Source organism: Citromicrobium bathyomarinum (assembly GCA_001306305.2).
Lineage (GTDB): Bacteria > Pseudomonadota > Alphaproteobacteria > Sphingomonadales > Sphingomonadaceae > Alteriqipengyuania > Alteriqipengyuania bathyomarina.
In genome coordinates this window covers 1,858,304-1,876,438 of record CP155577.1, presented here as the reverse complement: position 1 = coordinate 1,876,438, position 18,135 = coordinate 1,858,304, and the positions used below count along the sequence as shown (strand labels likewise).

Sequence of the window (18,135 nt, the reverse complement as noted above, 5' to 3'; positions counted from 1 at the left end):
GTCGCGTCGATGCGTCCCGGAACATGCGTTCAAACGGGGCTCGCTCGAATTCGCCTCGGGACAGGCATCGCGCCGCGCTTCCTTGACGCCTCGCGAGACGCTACGCGCGGGGGATGAGCACCAATATCTTCATCTTCAACGGCCCCAATCTCAACCTGCTCGGCACGCGCGAGCCAGAGATCTACGGCACCACCACGCTGGCCGAGATCGACGCGGCGTGCGTCGCCAAGGCGCGCGAGCATGGTCTTTCGGTCGATTTTCGCCAGAGCAACCACGAAGGCGTGCTGGTCGACTGGATGCACCAGGCGCACAAGGCGAAGGCGCGCGCGATCATCATCAACGCGGCGGCCTATACCCACACCTCCATCGCGCTGCTCGACGCGGCGAAGGCGGTCACCCCGCCGGTTATCGAGGTGCACCTGTCGGACCCGCAGACGCGCGAGGAATTCCGCCACAAATCCTATATCGGCGAGGCTGCCGTCGCCTGCTTCAAGGGAAAGGGGCTTCAGTCCTATCTCGACGCAATCGACGCGGTTGCCGCCCGCTAAACCTTGCATGAACGCGGGCAGCAGCGCATACGCCCCTCTTCCCCCATTCACCGATCAAGGTTGTCCATGGCAGAGCATAGCCGCAATTCCGGTCGCAAATCGAAAATGAACGTCGACATCGAGCTCCTTCGCGAGCTGGCAGAACTCCTTTCCGAAACCGGCCTGTCCGAGATCGAGGTCGAGGATGGCGATCGCAAGCTGCGCGTCGCGCGCGAGCTGCACGCCGCATCCTACACCGCCGCTCCGGCCCCGCAGGCCGCGCCCGCCGCGGCTCCGGCCGCGCAGCCGCAGGCCGCGCCCGCCGCAGCCGATAGCGGGCCGGATCTTTCCAACGCAGTCCCCTCCCCCATGGTCGGCACCGTCTACCTCGCGCCCGAGCCCGGCGCGGCGGACTTCATTTCGGTCGGTGCGCAGGTCAAGGAAGGCCAGACCATCCTGATCGTCGAGGCGATGAAGGTGATGAACCCGATCACCGCCCCGCGCAGCGGCACCGTTAAGGCGATCCTGGTCGACAACGCCCAGCCGGTCGAGTTCGACCAGCCGCTCGTCGTCATCGACTGAGGACGCTACCAATGGGCATTACCCGCATCCTGATCGCCAATCGCGGCGAAATCGCCTTGCGCATCCACCGCGCGGCGCACGAAATGGGGATCGAAACGGTCGCGGTGCACTCCACCGCCGATGCCGACGCGATGCACGTGCGGCTCGCGGACCATGCGGTGTGCATCGGCCCGCCGAGCGCGACCGACAGCTATCTCAACATCGCCAACATCATCTCGGCCGCCGAGATCAGCCAGGCGGATGCGATCCATCCCGGCTATGGCTTCCTGTCCGAAAACGCCAAGTTCGCCGAGATCGTCGAGGCGCACGACATCAAGTGGATCGGCCCCAAGCCCGAACATATCCGCACGATGGGCGACAAGGTCACTGCCAAGAAAACCGCCGGCGATCTGGGTCTGCCGCTGGTCCCGGGCAGCCCGGGTGCTGTCGAAAGCGTCGAGGAAGCGAAGCGGATCGCCGCCGAAATCGGCTATCCCGTGCTGGTCAAGGCGGCAAGCGGCGGCGGCGGGCGCGGCATGAAGGTCGTGCCTGAGGAAAGCCAGCTCGAAAGCCTGATGAGCCAGGCCAAGTCGGAAGCGAAATCCGCGTTCGGCGACGACACCGTCTATCTCGAGAAGTATCTCGGCAATCCGCGCCACATCGAATTCCAGGTGTTCGGCGACGGCAATGGCAACGCGATCCATCTGGGCGAACGCGACTGTTCGCTCCAGCGGCGCCACCAGAAGGTGCTGGAAGAAGCGCCCTCCCCCGTGCTCACCTCTGCCGAGCGCGACCGGATGGGCAAGGTGTGCGCGGATGCGATGGCGCAGATGGCCTATCGCGGCGCGGGCACGATCGAATTCCTGTGGGAAAACGGCGAGTTCTTCTTCATCGAGATGAACACCCGCCTGCAGGTCGAACATCCCGTGACCGAAGCGATCACCGGGGTCGATCTGGTCCGCGAACAGATCCGCGTCGCCGAAGGCAGGCCGCTGTCGGTCGCGCAGGACGAGATCGCGTTCAAGGGCCACGCCATCGAATGCCGGATCAACGCCGAAGACCCGTTCACCTTCTCCCCCTCGCCCGGGAAGGTCAGCTATTACCACTCGGCCGGCGGCATGCATGTGCGCGTCGATAGCGGGCTCTACGCCGGCTATTCGATCCCGCCTTACTACGATTCGATGATCGCCAAGCTGATCGTCTATGGTCGCACGCGCGAGGGCTGCATCATGCGGCTGAAGCGCGCGCTGGAGGAAATGGTCATCGAAGGTCCGAAGACCAACATCCCGCTGCACCAGGCGCTGCTGAAAGAGGCCGACATCCTCAACGGCGACTATTCGATCAAGTGGCTGGAAGAGTGGCTCGCGCAGCGCGAGAGCGAAAGCTAACGGCACTTGTAACTTACGCTTCGCCCCGCGCGATCCTATCCGCTGTCTTCACCGACAAGACGATCGCGGAATAGGCGTGCGGGGCGGCTGATCCTCGCCCGCAGGAGGACCAGCCCATGCGTAAGTTGATCTGCACCATTGCCGCAATTTCCCTGTGCGCCGGAACCGCGGCGTTCGCGTCGCAAAGCGATACCCGACCCGGCGAAGCTGGAGCCGCGCTGGCCGTCGGGGAGACCCGGATGGCCACGGAAGGCGACACACGGGATCGCAACTACGAGCTGGCAAAGGACTGGGGCAAGCCGCGTGCCGAAGGGGTGAACGGCGAGATTTTCAGCCAGATGCGGGCGAACCATGTGTTCGGTCGCCATCTGACCACCGGCGACTTCCGGCAGGACTTGCTCATCGGGTTGGACAGCAAGGCCAACCTCAAGGTTGCCATCCTCAATGCCGGAATCGGAGATAGCTGCGAAAATCTGGCCGAAGACACTTTCGCGCTGACCCTCGCTTCGAGAGCGGGGAGCCTGACATTGGACAGCGCCACCACGCGCAAGTTCACCGCCGGAGAGAAGAGCGGGTGTTTCGTCCAGATCGTCGGCAACTGGAGCACGCTGCGCGATTTCCTGAATCAGTCGGGCGACCTGCCGGTCCTGGTCAGGCTCAATGTCAGTGGCAAGGATTACCCCGTCTTCGCCAGCTTTCCGCGCGGGAAAAAGCTGTTCTGGCAGCCCGCCAGCCTGCTCAAGCTGAGGCAGAGCTTCGCGGTCACGGGCGGCTGAAGTCAGGCGGACGGTTTGTCCGCATGCCATCCGCGAATCATGAATGCCTGGAAGAACGGCACCGGCACAGCAAAGCCTGCCTCGCGCCATAAAGCCTCCGTTTCCGCCGGGCCGATCACGCCGAGAACGTTGCGCAAGGTGTCGCCCAGCGAGGCGAGCGATTCCTCGTTCGCGCCCATCAGCGCGTGAACCTGCCGCCAGTCGTCGACCATCGCGGGAAACTGCGGTGCGTCGAGGTCGCCGCTGATCTCCGCGCTGAGGAAGCGCCCGCCCGGCGCGAGCCGATCGTAAATCGCGCGGTAGAACGCGGGGCGATCCGCGCGCTGCACGAAATGAGCGACGAGCAGGCTGACCACCGCAGCGAAATCGCGCTCCGCCACCGCGTCGACATAGCCGTGGACCAGCTCGCACCGGGCGCCGATGCCTGCCTCGTCCAGGCGATGTCGGGCAATCTCCAGCATCTGGGCCGAAGGGTCGACGCCGACGAATGTCAGGTCGGCACGTTCGCTGGCGAGCGCGAAAATATCCGCCCCCGTGCCAACGCCCACGCATAGCACGCGGGCGTTCTCGGGCAGCGATGCAAGCGTCAGCCGCAGCAGGAAGTGCAAGCCGTCGGAAATCGCGGCCAGCCGGCTGTTTCGCTCGTCGTAGCTGTCGGCGATATTCTGGTCGAAGAAGTCGGAGGTCGAATTGGATGCAGGGTTGCTCATTGATACAATGTATCATCTTATCAACGCGCTGTCTCGCCCATTTTGCCGGTATTGGAAAATGACGAGAGAGCGGGCCAACCCGCCGACGCCCGCCTAGTCGAAGGTAAAACCCGCCGCCTTGGCCTCCGCAATCACTTCCGCGCCGGTCTGGCGCGGGTGAGCGCCCTCGATCCGGCACCAGTCGGCGCGCTCGTCGATGAAAATCTCTTTCTCGATTGCGTGGTGCGCCGCGCCGTCGAACAATCCTGCGGAAAAGCTGCGGTTGCCCGTCGGCAGGAAGCGGAACCACAGCCCGCTGCCGCACTGTTTGCAAAAGGCCCGGCTGGCCCACTCGCTAGAGCGGTATTCGGTGACGAAATCCTCGCCCGTTACCGTCGCCTCGGAACCTCTCTGCGCGGCATAGAATGCCCCGCCCCAGCGGCGACACATATCGCACTGGCAGATCTCCACCTCGCGCGAGGGCTGCGCCAGCACGATGGCCACCTCGCCGCACAGGCAATGGCCCGAAAACGGTTCGGAAGAAGTCATTCTCGCCCCGCTTACTTGAGCGGAACGCCCGGGGTATATTTGCTGGTCCGGATCGTCAGAGAGGTCTTTACACTCGCTACGTTGGGCGCAGGGGTCAGCTTGCTGGTCAGGAATTCCTGGAAGCTCTGCAAATCCCGGCTCACGATCTTGAGAACGAAATCGATCTCGCCGTTGAGCATGTGGACCTCGCGCACCTCGGGCAGATCCTGCATCGCGGCCTCGAACTCGCGCAGCGAATCCTCGGCCTGGCTCTTCAGGCTGACCATTGCGAAGACCACGATCGCAAAACCCAGCTTCGAGGGTTCCAGATCGGCGTGATAGCCGCGGATCACGCCCATATCCTCCAGCGCGCGCACGCGGCGCAAGCATGGTGGTGCCGTCAGCCCGACACGGCGCGCCAGTTCGACATTCGTAATCCGCCCTTCAGCCTGCAATTCCTGCAGCAGCTGCCGATCGATCTCATCAAGATTGGCCACAGGCCCCCCTTCCGCAACAATCCATCATCCCTGTCGCCATCCGAACCAATCCTGAAAGGATCACCTTTGTTAATAATTCGAGCGACTAACATTATTGTTCATGACAGCGAATGTCCCGCTTTGCAACGTGGGGACTGACTGGCATTCCTGCTGCGTGTTAAAGGGTTATGCACCATACACGTCGCGCCGCCCGGGCCGGCGGACCCTTTCGTTTGTCGCCGGAGCCCGCGTCTTTTCCCGATCATGCAGTTCGACGATCGCCTAGCCACTGTCCTGCGCCAGAAAGCGAGCGCGAGCGCGGGTGCGCGCACGCAATATCGCCAGTTGCTGGACCTGCTCGGTCGTCCCCGCGAAGGGCGCGATCCGAGCCTGCTTGCGGCTGCGCGCCTGCGGCTCGAATCACTCGCCGAAACCATCTCGGTGCGCGAGCGGGCCGAGATCATTCGCGAACAGGGCCGACGGCTGAACGATCCGGAGCTGGTCGCGCATTTCGCGGAAGGCGAACCCGACGTCGCCTGCGCCACCTTGTCCACCGCACGACTCACGGAAGAGCAGTGGCTCGAACTGATTCCCGAGCTACCGGTGCGCGCGCGCGGGTTTATGCGCCTGCGCCGCGATCTGCCCGGAAAGGTTGAGGATCTGCTCGAAAGGCTCGGCGTGCGCGACCGCGCGCTGCCGCTGCCGGACGCAGAAGAGCCGCTGGTGGAAGACGCGCCGACTGACGAAGCGCCGGTGGCTGAAGAACCGGAGCCCGAACCGGAGGACGACGACATCGTCGATGGCGAATTCACCGAGGTCGACGAGACCACCGAGGCCGAGCCCGTACATGCGCCCGCCACCGCCGGCGGTAGCGAAATGGCTGCGGCGATCGGCGCGCTCGCGGCGGGTATCGCCGGCGCGCAGGCCGCGGCCCGCACCGAATCGCCTTCCGCTTCGGATCGCGAGCCCGCGCCGGAGCCCCAAGCTCAGCCGCAACCCCAAGCACAACCCGACGCACAGGGCGAAATTGCCGCGCTGCGCCACCGGATCGAAGCGTTCCAGCGCGCCAAGGAAGAGAAGAACGCCGGGGGCGGAGCGAGCAACGACGAAGATCGCCGCGCTGCCGCCCCGGCAGAGCCCGACCGCACCGCCCCCACCCTGCCCTTCACCGAGGCGAGCATCCGGCAGGAGGAGCTGACCGGCTTCGGCTTTGCGACCGACACCACAGGCACGATCGACTGGGCAGACAGCTTCGCCGCCTCGCGCGTGATGTATCTGTCGCTCCCCTCCATCCTGCCCGAGGAATTCGCCGAAGCGATCGCGCTGCAGCAGCCGCTGCGCGCCGTGCAGGTAAAGCTCGAAGGTGGTCCGGCGATCACGGGCGACTGGATTCTCGATGCACAGCCGCGCTTTTCCAGCCCGGACGGGCGCTTCCTCGGCTTTGCAGGCGGGATGCGCCGCGCGCTGGAGGCGGAGGAGCCTGGCAACCACAGCGATCGCCTGCGCCAGCTGCTGCACGAGCTGCGCACGCCGGTGAACGCGATCCAGGGCTTTGCCGAGGTCATCCAGCAGCAGGTGGTCGGCCCCGTCCCGCACGATTATCGCGCGCTTGCAGCAGGAATTGCGGGCGACAGTGCGCGCATGCTCGCGGGGTTCGACGATCTGGAACGCCTCAGCCGTCTGGAGAGCGGCCAATTGCGCCCGGCCGGCGGCGATGCGGATATTGCCGCGATCTTCCGCCAGCATGTCGCGCAACTGATCCCGATGCTGCAGCCCCGCAGTGCGAGCTTCGTCGCCACGCTGGGCGGGGTGTGCAAGGTCGATCTGGCCCGCGCGGACGCGGAGCTGCTCAGCTGGCGCATCCTCGCCACGCTCGGCTCGGCTGCCGCGCCGAGCGAGAAGCTCGCGCTGACGCTGGAAACCCACGCGGGGACGGCGCAACTCATTGCCGACCTGCCCGCCTCACTCAACGGCAGTGACGATATCTTCGCCGCACGCGGCAAGCCGCTGTCGGTCGCGATCAGCGCCGGGCCGTTCGGCCCCGGCTTCGCGCTGCGCCTCGCGCGGGCCGAAGCGCTTGCGATCGGCGGCAGCCTACGGCGCGAGAACCGACAGTTGATACTCACGCTGCCCGCTTTGACCGCAAGCGAACCCGCCGCTAATCAACGTGGCGGAGTGCCCGAACACGCGGTTTGAACTGCGGGCGTGGCGCCCGACCTGACGGGGGCCAAAACCTATGCTGAGATTGCCGACGGCGGACCAGGCGGCGCAATTCGCGCCCGGCTTCGCGCCCGTTTCGCTGCTGACCGTCGATACCGAAGAAGGCTTCGACTGGGACAAGCCCTTCACCCGCGACCAGCACGATCTCGACCATGTCGAGCAGATCCCCCGGTTCCAGTCCTTCTGCGAAGAGCTGGGCGTCTCGCCGCTCTATCTGGTCGATTGGCCGATCGTCCAGTCGGCCCGCGCGCGCGAGATCATCGGCGATGCCGTGCGTCGCGGGAAGGCCGAGGTCGGCGTGCAGCTGCACCCTTGGGTCAATCCACCCTTCGATGAAGAAGTGACTACTTTCAACAGCTTCGCAGGCAATCTTCCGGCAGAGCTGGAACGCGAGAAGTTTACCCGCCTGCGCGATGCGATCGAGGAAGGGTTCGGCACCGCGCCGATTTCCTACCGCGCGGGCCGATATGGTCTGGGCCCTTCGACCAAGGCGATCCTGCACGACACCGGCATTCGCGTGGACACATCGGTCCGCGCGCTGTTCGACTATTCGGAGCAGGACGGCCCCAATTACGAGGATTTCCCCAACCACCCCTACTGGGTCTCTCGCGAGCCCGAGCTGCTCGAACTGCCGGTCACCAGCGTCTATCGCGGCGCGCTGAGGCGCTCTGGCGCGACGCTGTTCCCAAAGCTCACCCGGCTGCCCCGAGGTGCCGGAATCGCATCGCGCACCGGCCTGCTCGAACGGGTGCGGTTGACGCCAGAGGGTACGCCGCTGGGCGCTGCAAAGAAAGCAGTCGATGCCGCGCTTGATGCGGGGCTGCCGGTGCTGGTCCTGTCGTTCCACAGTCCCTCCCTCGCGCCCGGTAACACGCCCTATACCCATAGCGATGCGGATGTGGACCGGCTGTATGGCTGGCTGAGCGGGGTTTACGCGCACATGGCCGCGCACAAGGTCGCGCCGAGCACGGTTGCCGATATCTGGGCAGCCGCCGACCACGATTGAGGGCCACTGCCCGCTTGCAGGCTCGCGCAATCGCGGCTAGCGCCCGGCCTTGCGATGGCATCGCGATCCGGGGGCCTGTAGCTCAGTTGGTTAGAGCTGGCCGCTCATAACGGCTAGGTCGCGGGTTCGAGTCCTGCCGGGCCCACCACCCCCCCACCGGACGGCGCAGAAATGCGTAAGCCATCGCAAAATATAGGGTTTTCCCGTCGAACTGTGACACATATGCGTGACACATGGACGATGAAATGGCGAACTACCCCGGGCTACACAGACCGAAAAACTCCAGCCGCTGGTGGGTGCGCAAGCGCACGCCAATGGAGATCGTCGCGGTTGTTGGAAAAGAATCGATCCGCCGCAGCTTGGGTACCGAGAGCAAGCGGGAAGCGATCCGGCTCTACCCGATCAAGATGGCTGAGATTGAGCTGATGTTTGCGAGAGCTAGGGACGAGCTCCGATCAATGCCTGCTAAACGAGCGGCCATTGCAACCGGTTGCATCGATGCACTCGGTAGAGGTGAGTTGGAAAACCTCGTTCGCGACTGGTGGAACGGTCGGAGCGCAATCCGCCAGCCCTCCCCGGATGACGACACAGGCATTCAAGGTGCTATCGAAGCCATCGAGGCGGATCAGGCACTAGGGTCTCAAGCCCGAGAAGAGGGGCGAGACTTGGCTACCGATATGGCCGATCGGCTGCTTGTAGAAGCAGGTGCCGCGAGTAGGCCCCTTAAGCTCGGTAGGATAAAAACTGCGGTCCACTATGCGTCGGTCGATCACGACGGCCCAGCCTTCAGACGCTTGAGATCGCTGGTAGCGGAAGGCTTGCGGCATGAAACCATGCTCGCGAGGGATCACCTCACCGGTGAGGCGCGAACGCCTGCCCATCCCATCTTTAATCCCATGGGACACGCTGGTGAGGAGCATAGGGGCACCGTTGGCGACCTTCTGGACGACTATCGCGCGGAGCGGGAGCGCCTCCATGGCACCGAGAGCACCGCTCGAAAGTACGGCTTACTCTTCCGTCTCATTGAGGAAGAATGGGGACGAGAACTACCTACCTCTCAGATCACGCGGCAGCGTTGCGCCCATCTGGTCGCCTTCATCGAACGGCTCCCCGCGAATGGAACCAAGAAGTTCCCAAGGCTGACTTTTGCTCAATCCATCGTGGCTGCCGATGACGGCGATCATAAGCGCCTCGCACCGAATACTGTAAGGAGCTACGTGCAAGGGCTCTGCACCATCCTTCGCTGGGGCGCACTTCACGGCTACGGCGTAACCGTCAAAACCGAAGGTTTGAAGCCAAAGCGGGAGGCCGAAGTCGAGCGACGCGGAATGACGCCGGATGAATTGAGGACGATCTTTCGGCATCTTGCAGCATTCCGCATTGAAGCCCCTCACAAGTTTTGGATACCTGCTTTGGCAGCGTACACCGGAGCCCGCGCTGGCGAGCTATGCCAACTGCGAACTGAGGACGCGGTGACGGTCAATGGGGTCCGATGTCTCAATCTTACGCGTTTCGACCGAACCGGTAGAGCGGTGGAGGGGAAGCGCTTCAAAAACCGCAACAGTGAACGCATCCTCCCCATCCACGATGAGTTGCTCGCAGCAGGGTTTGAGGATTACGTCCGAAGCTGCGGAAAGACCGACCGGCTTTTCCCCGGACTTACCCGAAGCGCCAAAGGCAGTTACTCAGATAATTTCTCGAAGTGGTTTGGACGATTTATGGACGGTGTCGGACTGCGCGACGCCTCGCTCGTATTTCATAGCTTCCGGCATGGATTTAGGGATGCCTGTCGGATGGCTGACATACCCGATGACACCGCAAACGCCTTGGGCGGCTGGGCAGCAATCAATCAGGGCCAGCGGTACGGAGACCGGACCGCAGTCCCGCTGCTACACCGGGCTCTCCAGAAAGTGCAGTATGACGATTTCAGCCTCATAAGTGTGCTTCGGAAGGACTCCACATAGGCAGTCTCTTCAGCCCAATTTTGCAACCGGTTGCAACACAACCTGAGCGGCTGTGATCCAGATGTAAGTCTGCCTCACGTTCGCGTTATTCGCCTCTACCGCGCAGAGCGACCGAAAGCAGCTCCTCCACCCATGCCAAATCATCGATGGGCAGATCGGCGAGCATTGCATCGATTCTCGTGAGGTTCTGATCACGAGTTGACGGCACGGTGAAGAGATCACCAGCCGAGCACCCGAGAGCTTCTGATAAGGCTTCGATAGCGTCAAACGACGGCGTACCGGCACCCCGTTCGATGCGACGTAACCACTCCTCGCTCAGTCCAGCTGCCTCACCGAGCTTTGCTTGCGTGAGCCCGCGCGCTTTCCGGCGAACACGGACCCCATTCCCAAACTCTCTCGCCAGTGTGGCCAATCGCGCCTCCCAAGGTGAGACTTTTGGAGGCGAAGGACCGATTGCGACAGGCACGCACAATGCCGGTTTGCAGTTAGCAAACAGGGCTTTATAGTACCTATTTACGAACGACAGGAGATCGAATGTTGAAGCTCGCGACCGTGCTTGGCGCTACTCTCATTTCCATTCCAGTCATGGCAGCGGCTCAAACTGACACTGCCCAAGAAACCCTCAACGCTAGAGCAATGGCGGCTATCCCCGAAGCGCGGGCGACCTTGGATGATGCGCTTACGGATTATCCTTCGGCTCGGTTTAGGAATGTCCAGGCACGTCTCGTTCGTTCCGTGTACACCTCCGATGAAGGGCAATCAGACAAGGTTCCGTGGAAGCATCGAGGTGGGATAGTGCTAATTTTCTGTGGCGAAATTAATGCGAAAAACCGGATGGGTGGCTACACCGGATGGGAGCCATTCGCGCTGCAACCGAGCCAGACCGACATCGTCACTCTTTACTCGATGGATATGTCTAGCAGGCCGATGAAGCGTGAGCCCGAGGAGACGAACATCGCCGAGAAGCCAAAACTTATGTTGTCTAGTAGCCTTTACGACGAACATGTTGCCATCATGTGTGGCGCCGAAGCAGTGGAAACTGATCCGGCTGACCTCTCAGATAAGTTGGCATTTTGAGGTCTGCTCAGCGCTCCGCGCCCTGTGCAACCTGTTGCAAAGCGATGTCTCCTGCCCTCATGATGACAAGCGGTTGGACGCCGTAATTTCTCCACCTTAAATGAGCCATAGCACGGGCCCAAGCGGCGTTGCTCTTGGTCAGATTTTGATCATTCCGGCCTAACGACCGAAAACTCCTTTGTTGGGAGGGGAAGATCGAACCTTGCGGGGCTAATACCGGATCTGTCAGAGCGGAGAGTGCCGGAAAGTGAGCACGTAGTAGTGTCCCCCTTCCCGAGGAAACGGAAATAGTCAGCGCTAAAGCGAAGAGTGAGACCGACTAGTCGCCTCGTATCGGGTTGCGTAATGTTGGCATCCCACAACTCGGCGAAACCATTTAAGCTAGCATCCCTTCCCTCACACTCGACTGAAACATTAGAAGGATTGACCAAGATGCGCTCTAAGCGCACACCGTCTTCTTCCTTGATCAGGTAATTTAACGAGTACTCTTTATCCATGGTCGCATCTTCTGGACGCAAGGTCAAAGTAGGAAATCTCGATCCACCGAGCCCTATTTTATTTCTTACATCAGCTAACGCGAGTTCGTCATTTGTTTTAATTTCGAACGATGCACCGCCACCCTCATTGCTTAAGCGAGACCGTACTATAAGCTGAAGCCTGTGTTTTTCCCGGATTTGAGACGGCCCTTGGAAGTCCCAACGAACAATACAAGCATCAGTCTCGCCACCGCCCGCGTCTTGCTTTGGCCTGATGTAAGACGCCTTCACGCCCGGGAAATCGCCACCGCTGTCCGTTTCGAGTTCTGCGCTGTCACAAAGAGCCCGGCTCATACCCTCGATCTCTGCGGTGTACGAAAAGTTGTTAGCGCCGATTTCTTGGATATTTTCAGGCCCAGCGACGTCCAACTTAAGAGCATTGGTCAGTTTTTTCGCCAGCTGGTTTGCGTCATCAATTTCCAGAAAGGAAAAATCTCCCAGCAAAGCCACGTCCGTATCAATACTTGAGCGATCAATTGCCATATCGTATTTCGCATTCGAAGATACGGAGCCCTGCACAACACCCAGTCCAAATGCAGCACTCGCGCGGGCGTCGAGTAAAGTCTCTAAGGAAACGTTTGCTTCCCTGCGAACTTGAACAGTGTCGACAGACGCGGGGATATAGAGGGTGTTAGCTGCTTGAGTCGGATTTCTCTTATACCAGTGCCAGAGCCTAGTCATGTATTGTAGAGGACTTCTGTTTGGCGGGAGACTAGTCCCCTGTGTATTTTCCATTCCCAAAGCTATCGCATAGGGAGAAAAGGCCTTGCCTATAAATACGTAGGCTGTAGTCTTCTCTGAAGAGGCCAATGACGAGTCTACAGCCGCTTGAAAAGCGGAGAAGTTCGCTTCGACTCCACCTTGTGCAGCTACCATTGTAACACAGTTTGTAAACTCGATGTCTCGGTCAGTTTGGTCGGTGGAGATTATTAGCTCATCACCACCCCAAAAGATGTCTAACGAGGTATTGGGTAGCCTGCTCGTCACAGATCGCGAGCTGTAAATACCTCCCCAGTAGGTTTGCAATCCATTTACATTCGAGCCCGTAACCTGATCTCTTAGTTGACCATCTAGGCGATCGGAGTTCCAAACATAGTCGGGCACGAAAGTCTGATACTTCGTACCGTCTAAAATTCGCTCTTTCGCCTTGAATTTACCCTCCTTGATGCATGCTGACGCAATCTCCTCAAAGGAATCATCAAGAAATTGCCACAGGCTTTGGGGCGTAGCAGCGTCAGTGTCCGCCGTTGCATGAGCGGGTGAGGGTGCTGCGAACATGCCCGCAATCGTAAAAAAAGCAGCGGATAATAGAAACGACGAACGCATCAAATTCACTCCCCCCAGAAAGATGCCACCAGAAACTATGCTGCCCTCTCAAAAAGAAAGGTTTGTTACACCGTGATATCGATTGGGCCCCGTTTGTCAAAATGCAGAGCAAAACTTGTAAGTTCTGGGGCGCGCATTTCGGCTTGCACCTCCTGCCCCATAAGATAGGGTGGAGACGTTTTGGGGATGCCCTAAAAAGCTTAGCTATCTTCTGGGTGTAGGGAGAACAGGAATGAGCCGGATCGCCTATTTTCGAGTATCTACGGGAGGGCAGAGCCTCGACGCACAGCGCAGTGCTCTCCAAGGTCCATTTGATCGTGAGTTCAGCGACGAAGGTGTGAGCGGAGCAACGCCCGCTGCCACCCGCCCCGGATTTAGCGATCTTTTATCCTACGTGCGCGAGGGCGACACTGTTTGTGTCTATGCTCTCGACCGTCTCGGACGTGACGCGCTCGACGTACAGGCGAACGTTCGTAATTTGATTTCGCAAGGAGTTACGCTCGACGTTGTGGGCCTCGGACCGATTGGCAAAGGCGTGGGCGAGCTCATTGTGGCCGTGCTTGCACAGATCGCGGACATGGAGCGCCAACGGATCAAAGAACGATGCGATGCAGGCCGAGACGCTGCGCGAGCGGCGCTTGCGACGACGGGAAAAACTCATCGCGGCAAAGAAAGCCTCGGTCGTCCTTATGCCGCCGACCCGTCGGAAGTCCGCAAGTGGCGTCGCGAAAACAGCGCGAGCATCTCACAAACGATGGCGCAGTTCGGTATCTCGAAGAATACCGTTTCTCGCTACTGCTCGTCAGGCAGCGATGCGTTCTGACACGCCCGGTTGCATCTTCGCGCTGGCGATAAGCGAAGCAACCTCATCCTCAATTGCAGGCCACCCGCCCCACCAAGACCACGCCGCCCGCTTTCCGGCCACGTGACGCTCAATATCTGCAATTTCGTTGGACCCCGCGATCAGCAGTCGGCTCCCGATCGACGAGACCCAGTTGGACCAGATTTGCTCTGCAATATAGGCGTGCGGCACCCCGCACTCGTCCACTCGATAATTGGTGCCAAGGAACTTGAACTCTTCAACGGTCGGCTTGGCGCTGTATGTTAGTTTGAAGGGGCCTGCGCCGTGTCGCTCGAAAGCTTCTCGGACAAGGCCGACGATCTCTCTCTCCCTATGCCGGGGTGCAAGCACGCCGACGTTGTCCGACCAAACGTAGACCGGCAGTTCGTCGAAGACAGCGGTATCTCTTAGAACCTGGGCCATTATCCAGTCGGCGATGATGGGAGAGAGCGCCGATCCTTGCGGTATTCCCCGCAGACCCCCCTCTGCGTTTGCTTCATGCGTGGCATGAACGGTGGCCATCTTCCTAGGACGCTTAATCATCATCTGCCCGGTATGGACATGACGAGATACGACCATCGGATCGATGCCGAGGTTACTCTCCAGCCATGCGTGCGAGATCGACCCGTAGAAGTCCACGATGTCGAATTGCAGGAACGACCATCCATCACCGCGATCAGCGAGGGACGAGAGGAGAGCTTCGCGAACCGCCGCTGGTCCACGAGGAATTCCTTCATGCGCATACATGAACTGGGCCTCGTGGAGGTTCGCAAAGGGTTGGAAGGCTGAGCGGAGCACAAACTGACGCGCTTTATCTACCCAGCCGAAAGAGGTAATTCCGCGATGCCCTTGCCCATTGCGCTTTGGCTTGAGACGCATTCGCGCGCGGGCAGGCTTGCGGAAGTTGCCGATGCGTGGAAGCTGTTCGAAGGCAACTCGTATCCGATGCCGCCTCACCCGTTCCTGCTCTTCTGATGACATGCTGCTAAGAACAGGCCACTGCATCCGCAACGCGAGGAAGAGCGCATGGAGATGAACCGCCCGCCTCGCGATGTGTTCGCGTCTTTCACGTCGAGCGATCTTGTAGCGACCTAGAGCGTACGCGTCTTCGATCCTCCTTAGCGAACGATTGGCGGCACTTCGGGTCCACTCACGTAGTTGCCTCTCCGCAGTCGCGCAAAGGTAGACAGGCCGCGACTGATCCGAAGTAATTTCTGATACAAATCGCTCGGGCGTGAACAACTTGCCCGATGCGGAAACATCGCAGTGAGGGCAAAATAAGATGGCCACGAAAGCTCCTGAGGATCAAAAGGAGCTGGGGCTTATAAGCACAGGGAAACGCTCTGCAACAACTATCGGTTGCAACCCGTTGCAATGAACTCGATCAGCATTCTCGTTAATTCAGCGTTGCAACCAGTTGCAAAATCAATCCAGCTGCTCGCAATAGTAAGAGCTAATTTCCCTCGCCCAAATGCGCTCCGAATGACCTGCGGGTGCAGCCGCTAGGATGTCGATCCTCTGAGGGCCTCCACCTCTATTGCCGCTCCCTCGCAATAGGTGACGATGATCCAATGAGCTTGAAATAGCTCGTCGAGATCAGTTGAGAGCCTCTCAAATACCTCGCCCTTCTTATTGGTCGGATATCGAAACCGGTCAGCAATCGGATCGATTGATTGCGCCAGAGCAATCATATCACTGACGCTAGCGGTCAAATGGTCATCGACAGACAATCCAAATGAGGATATTGCGGCTATGAGTTCAGAAAAAAGTGCGTCCAGCTTGTGGCCCGGATTGCCCGGGATTTCACCGGCAATGTAAATTATCGCTGCCTTTAGAGACAATTCGATGCTTTGCCGCCAGAGCGAGAGCATGGGCTGGATCAGCAACCCCGAGCGATCCGCTCGCGCATGATCCCATAGGGTCTCGAAGCCCTGTTGAAATGCATAGGACTGAAAATCCCAAGAACCAACGCTCAGGTCGAGAGCATTTGGAGAACTATGAAGAAATGCTCCGAGAGAAGGTTGGCCTTGAACAATCTTCTCAACAATCTGATCCCGAAGTCCCTGCGACATATTATTTAAAAAGTCCTGAACTATTCCAAATTAGCGCGTTCTTCTTCCACACTTTCCCAAACCCCTTCTAGAGGAATGATTGTATATCGGGTCGCATCTGAATTTTTGGGGAGGATGATCATGAGTCCGACAGTCAGGATAGTTCTAGACCCCTCACGATATCTCATCTGTTGGCGGTGTCTGCCCATATAACAAATGTAGCCTGCGCCCTCAATTTGCTGGCACAAGTTCACGAACTCTCTCGCGTACTCTACTCGTTGAGACATGTAACACTCGTCCCATATGTCCCCCAAATCTCTGATCCAATCAGTCATCTCAGCCGCTATAGAAAGGGCGGCATCTTCGCTGACGGCAGAGGTATCGATACGGAATGCATCCCGGGCTTCCAGAGCGTGCAGGAAGTCATTTACAGTTCGAACTGGGTTTATGGGTGCAACGACAGTCTTCCGGAAAGCGCGGAGCATTTCCGACTTTTGGCGCTCTTCCTCTTCAGGGCTCGGCTTTGCAAATACGTTCACATCGAATTGCACCGCCCTCGCGATGCTGCGCAGTGTCTGTATCTCTGGCCGATGCCGACCGCTTTCAATTTTCTCTATCGTGCGCGAGCTCAGGCCTGCCGCATCAGCCAAGTTTTCTTGGGTAAGGCTAAACATTTTCCGAATGAGCTTCACCTGCTCAGCGATGTATTCCGGGTCTCGCTTCAACGTGTCCATGCTCGGTCTCCGTATTATTGGTTCAACAGACATGAACAATGGAGCGCGGATCGTCCCCGAACCTCTCCCGAACGCTCGCGAACGACTAAACCCTTGTGCAGCGACCGGTGCCATCCTATTCTGCTTGCACGTTCGGCGATAGGTCCACATGCCCACCTGTCGGAAATCCCAGATTTAGCTTTTCAGCCATCCGGGAATTCACGTTTTGAGCCCATCGGGTCTCTTGGCTGACAACCCCTCTTAAGAGGGTTTGTGGTTTGCCGGACGCGTTGATGAGGGAGGTGCTTATGACTGAAAAGCCGCGCACCGGCCTTGATCGCGAGAAGCTTCTGCTCTGGACTGCAATCCTCGGATTGGTTCAGGTGGTAGTCGAAATCGTGATCAAGGCTGTCAGCTATGCCCGTGGCAATCCCAAATTTCTCTTATTCCTACAATCGGAACGGAAAACCAATCTTCGTCCCGAGCAAGATCGGCAGGCGGATTGGTCAGGAGCTTAAACAAGCTGTCGAAAAGGCCTATGCCTTCGATCCAATCTATTATCACCTGAGGAAAGGTGGGCATGTTGCGGCGATCCATGATCACCGGAAGAATAAGCTATTCGCGCGTATCGATATCGCCAATTTCTTCTACAGCATCTCACGGCGACGCGTACAAAGCGCGCTGGAACGGACCGGGATCGGGAACGAGCGGTTTTACGCCAAATGGTCAACGGTCTCGAACCCGTTCGGCAACCCGCCATATGCTCTGCCCTACGGCTTTCCTCAATCAACTATCCTTGCATCCCTAGTTGTGGCGAGCTCGGATGTTGGTAGACACTTGTGCGGGCTTCCAGACGACGTCCACGTGGCAGCCTATGTGGATGACATTTCTCTTTCTTCAGACGATGGTGATGCGCTGGAAGCGGCCTATGAAACGACCTTGCGTGCTCTTGCGGCAGACGGATTTGCCATCAGCACGGAGAAGCTTCGACCGCCTTCGGAAGCTATCGACATCTTCAACTGCGATCTTTCTGAAGGTGTGACTACCGTTAGAGATGAGCGCATTGATCAATTTTTCAGAGAAGGGCCAAGCCCCGCAGCCGAAGAGGCATTTGTGGCATATTGCGCTACTGTAGAGGACGGAAACACGCCGTAGAGATACCGCTTACGAGCCTAACGTGCGGGGCTCAGTTACGCATTGCTTGACCGCTATATCCGCCAGCCGTACGGAGCCAGTGTGTGACACAGTAGTGTGACACAAGTAAGGTCTCAGTTCGACGTAAGACCTTGTTTTTGCTGATGACGGCTTAATGGGGGTTGCGGTCCTGCCGGGCCCACCGGAAGCGACCGCCATAAGATATCCCGTGTCGGGGAGTAGCGCAGCCTGGTAGCGCATCTGCTTTGGGAGCAGAGGGTCGCAGGTTCGAATCCTGTCTCCCCGACCATTTTTCGCGAGA

18 protein-coding genes and 2 tRNA genes are annotated in these 18,135 nt (G+C 59.4%); 12 read left to right on the top strand and 8 right to left on the bottom strand.

Annotation, left to right across the window (positions count from 1 at the left end):
* Nucleotides 1–113: 113 nt before the first annotated feature.
* The 4 genes from VO57_009410 to VO57_009395 all read left to right on the top strand — a co-directional run bounded on the left by VO57_009410 (nucleotide 114) and on the right by VO57_009395 (nucleotide 3,252).
* Entirely contained in the window at nucleotides 114–548 is a 435-nt protein-coding gene (locus tag VO57_009410; GenBank protein XBL68359.1) for a type II 3-dehydroquinate dehydratase, read from the top strand.
* A gap of 105 nt (nucleotides 549–653) precedes the next feature.
* Nucleotides 654–1,109 carry an acetyl-CoA carboxylase biotin carboxyl carrier protein gene (accB, locus tag VO57_009405; GenBank protein XBL68358.1) on the top strand — a complete coding sequence of 152 codons (456 nt, stop codon included), beginning with the start codon at nucleotides 654–656 and terminating at the stop codon, nucleotides 1,107–1,109.
* A gap of 11 nt (nucleotides 1,110–1,120) precedes the next feature.
* Complete coding sequence (gene accC, locus VO57_009400; protein XBL68357.1) at nucleotides 1,121–2,476, top strand: acetyl-CoA carboxylase biotin carboxylase subunit; 1,356 nt, start codon at nucleotides 1,121–1,123, stop codon at nucleotides 2,474–2,476.
* A gap of 116 nt (nucleotides 2,477–2,592) precedes the next feature.
* Nucleotides 2,593–3,252 (top strand): hypothetical protein, encoded by a 660-nt coding sequence (locus tag VO57_009395; protein XBL68356.1) that lies wholly within the window; start codon nucleotides 2,593–2,595, stop codon nucleotides 3,250–3,252.
* Between the two features lie 2 nt (nucleotides 3,253–3,254).
* Here VO57_009395 and VO57_009390 read toward each other — a convergent pair whose 3' ends face one another.
* From VO57_009390 to VO57_009380, 3 genes are all read right to left on the bottom strand, one after another.
* Nucleotides 3,255–3,962, bottom strand: a complete 708-nt coding sequence (locus VO57_009390; GenBank protein ID XBL68355.1) for a class I SAM-dependent methyltransferase — start codon at nucleotides 3,960–3,962, stop codon at nucleotides 3,255–3,257.
* A 93-nt stretch (nucleotides 3,963–4,055) separates the two neighbouring features.
* Entirely contained in the window at nucleotides 4,056–4,490 is a 435-nt protein-coding gene (locus VO57_009385; protein ID XBL68354.1) for a GFA family protein, read from the bottom strand.
* A gap of 11 nt (nucleotides 4,491–4,501) precedes the next feature.
* Nucleotides 4,502–4,966, bottom strand: a complete 465-nt coding sequence (locus VO57_009380; GenBank protein ID XBL68353.1) for an Lrp/AsnC family transcriptional regulator — start codon at nucleotides 4,964–4,966, stop codon at nucleotides 4,502–4,504.
* A gap of 243 nt (nucleotides 4,967–5,209) precedes the next feature.
* Here VO57_009380 and VO57_009375 point away from each other — a divergent pair, with 243 nt between their 5' ends.
* The 4 genes from VO57_009375 to VO57_009360 all read left to right on the top strand — a co-directional run bounded on the left by VO57_009375 (nucleotide 5,210) and on the right by VO57_009360 (nucleotide 10,135).
* The gene (locus VO57_009375; GenBank protein ID XBL68352.1) at nucleotides 5,210–7,141 is read left to right on the top strand and encodes a histidine kinase dimerization/phospho-acceptor domain-containing protein; all 1,932 of its coding nucleotides are present in this window, start codon (nucleotides 5,210–5,212) and stop codon (nucleotides 7,139–7,141) included.
* A gap of 40 nt (nucleotides 7,142–7,181) precedes the next feature.
* Complete coding sequence (locus tag VO57_009370; protein XBL68351.1) at nucleotides 7,182–8,171, top strand: polysaccharide deacetylase family protein; 990 nt, start codon at nucleotides 7,182–7,184, stop codon at nucleotides 8,169–8,171.
* A 71-nt stretch (nucleotides 8,172–8,242) separates the two neighbouring features.
* A tRNA-Ile gene (locus tag VO57_009365) sits at nucleotides 8,243–8,319 on the top strand.
* Nucleotides 8,320–8,404: 85 nt separating this feature from the next.
* Nucleotides 8,405–10,135, top strand: a complete 1,731-nt coding sequence (locus VO57_009360; protein ID XBL68350.1) for a site-specific integrase — start codon at nucleotides 8,405–8,407, stop codon at nucleotides 10,133–10,135.
* Nucleotides 10,136–10,220: 85 nt separating this feature from the next.
* Here the strand turns inward: VO57_009360 and VO57_009355 are convergent, their stop codons facing one another.
* On the bottom strand, nucleotides 10,221–10,547 hold the full coding sequence (locus VO57_009355; GenBank protein XBL68349.1) for a helix-turn-helix transcriptional regulator: 327 nt from the start codon (nucleotides 10,545–10,547) through the stop codon (nucleotides 10,221–10,223).
* A 122-nt stretch (nucleotides 10,548–10,669) separates the two neighbouring features.
* On the opposite strand from VO57_009355, the gene VO57_009350 reads away from it, so the two are divergent.
* Complete coding sequence (locus VO57_009350) at nucleotides 10,670–11,212, top strand: hypothetical protein (GenBank protein XBL68348.1); 543 nt, start codon at nucleotides 10,670–10,672, stop codon at nucleotides 11,210–11,212.
* A 149-nt stretch (nucleotides 11,213–11,361) separates the two neighbouring features.
* Here VO57_009350 and VO57_009345 read toward each other — a convergent pair whose 3' ends face one another.
* Nucleotides 11,362–13,074, bottom strand: coding sequence for a hypothetical protein (locus VO57_009345; GenBank protein XBL68347.1), 1,713 nt, complete (start codon nucleotides 13,072–13,074; stop codon nucleotides 11,362–11,364).
* Between the two features lie 232 nt (nucleotides 13,075–13,306).
* On the opposite strand from VO57_009345, the gene VO57_009340 reads away from it, so the two are divergent.
* A complete protein-coding gene (locus VO57_009340) occupies nucleotides 13,307–13,897 on the top strand; it encodes a recombinase family protein (GenBank protein ID XBL68346.1) in 591 nt (196 codons plus the stop codon).
* Here VO57_009340 and VO57_009335 read toward each other — a convergent pair.
* From VO57_009335 to VO57_009325, 3 genes are all read right to left on the bottom strand, one after another.
* Nucleotides 13,877–14,896 (bottom strand): reverse transcriptase domain-containing protein, encoded by a 1,020-nt coding sequence (locus VO57_009335; protein ID XBL68345.1) that lies wholly within the window; start codon nucleotides 14,894–14,896, stop codon nucleotides 13,877–13,879. The genes VO57_009340 and VO57_009335 overlap by 21 nt on opposite strands.
* A 521-nt stretch (nucleotides 14,897–15,417) precedes the next feature.
* Complete coding sequence (locus VO57_009330) at nucleotides 15,418–15,987, bottom strand: HEPN domain-containing protein (protein ID XBL68344.1); 570 nt, start codon at nucleotides 15,985–15,987, stop codon at nucleotides 15,418–15,420.
* Between the two features lie 20 nt (nucleotides 15,988–16,007).
* A complete protein-coding gene (locus tag VO57_009325) occupies nucleotides 16,008–16,700 on the bottom strand; it encodes a helix-turn-helix transcriptional regulator (protein ID XBL68343.1) in 693 nt (230 codons plus the stop codon).
* Nucleotides 16,701–17,096: 396 nt separating this feature from the next.
* Here VO57_009325 and VO57_009320 point away from each other — a divergent pair, with 396 nt between their 5' ends.
* Together VO57_009320 and VO57_009315 are read left to right on the top strand one after the other, a co-directional pair.
* Nucleotides 17,097–17,834 carry a reverse transcriptase domain-containing protein gene (locus VO57_009320; GenBank protein ID XBL68342.1) on the top strand — a complete coding sequence of 246 codons (738 nt, stop codon included), beginning with the start codon at nucleotides 17,097–17,099 and terminating at the stop codon, nucleotides 17,832–17,834.
* 212 nt (nucleotides 17,835–18,046) lie between these two features.
* Nucleotides 18,047–18,123: transfer RNA gene (locus tag VO57_009315), tRNA-Pro, on the top strand.
* Nucleotides 18,124–18,135 lie beyond the last annotated feature (12 nt).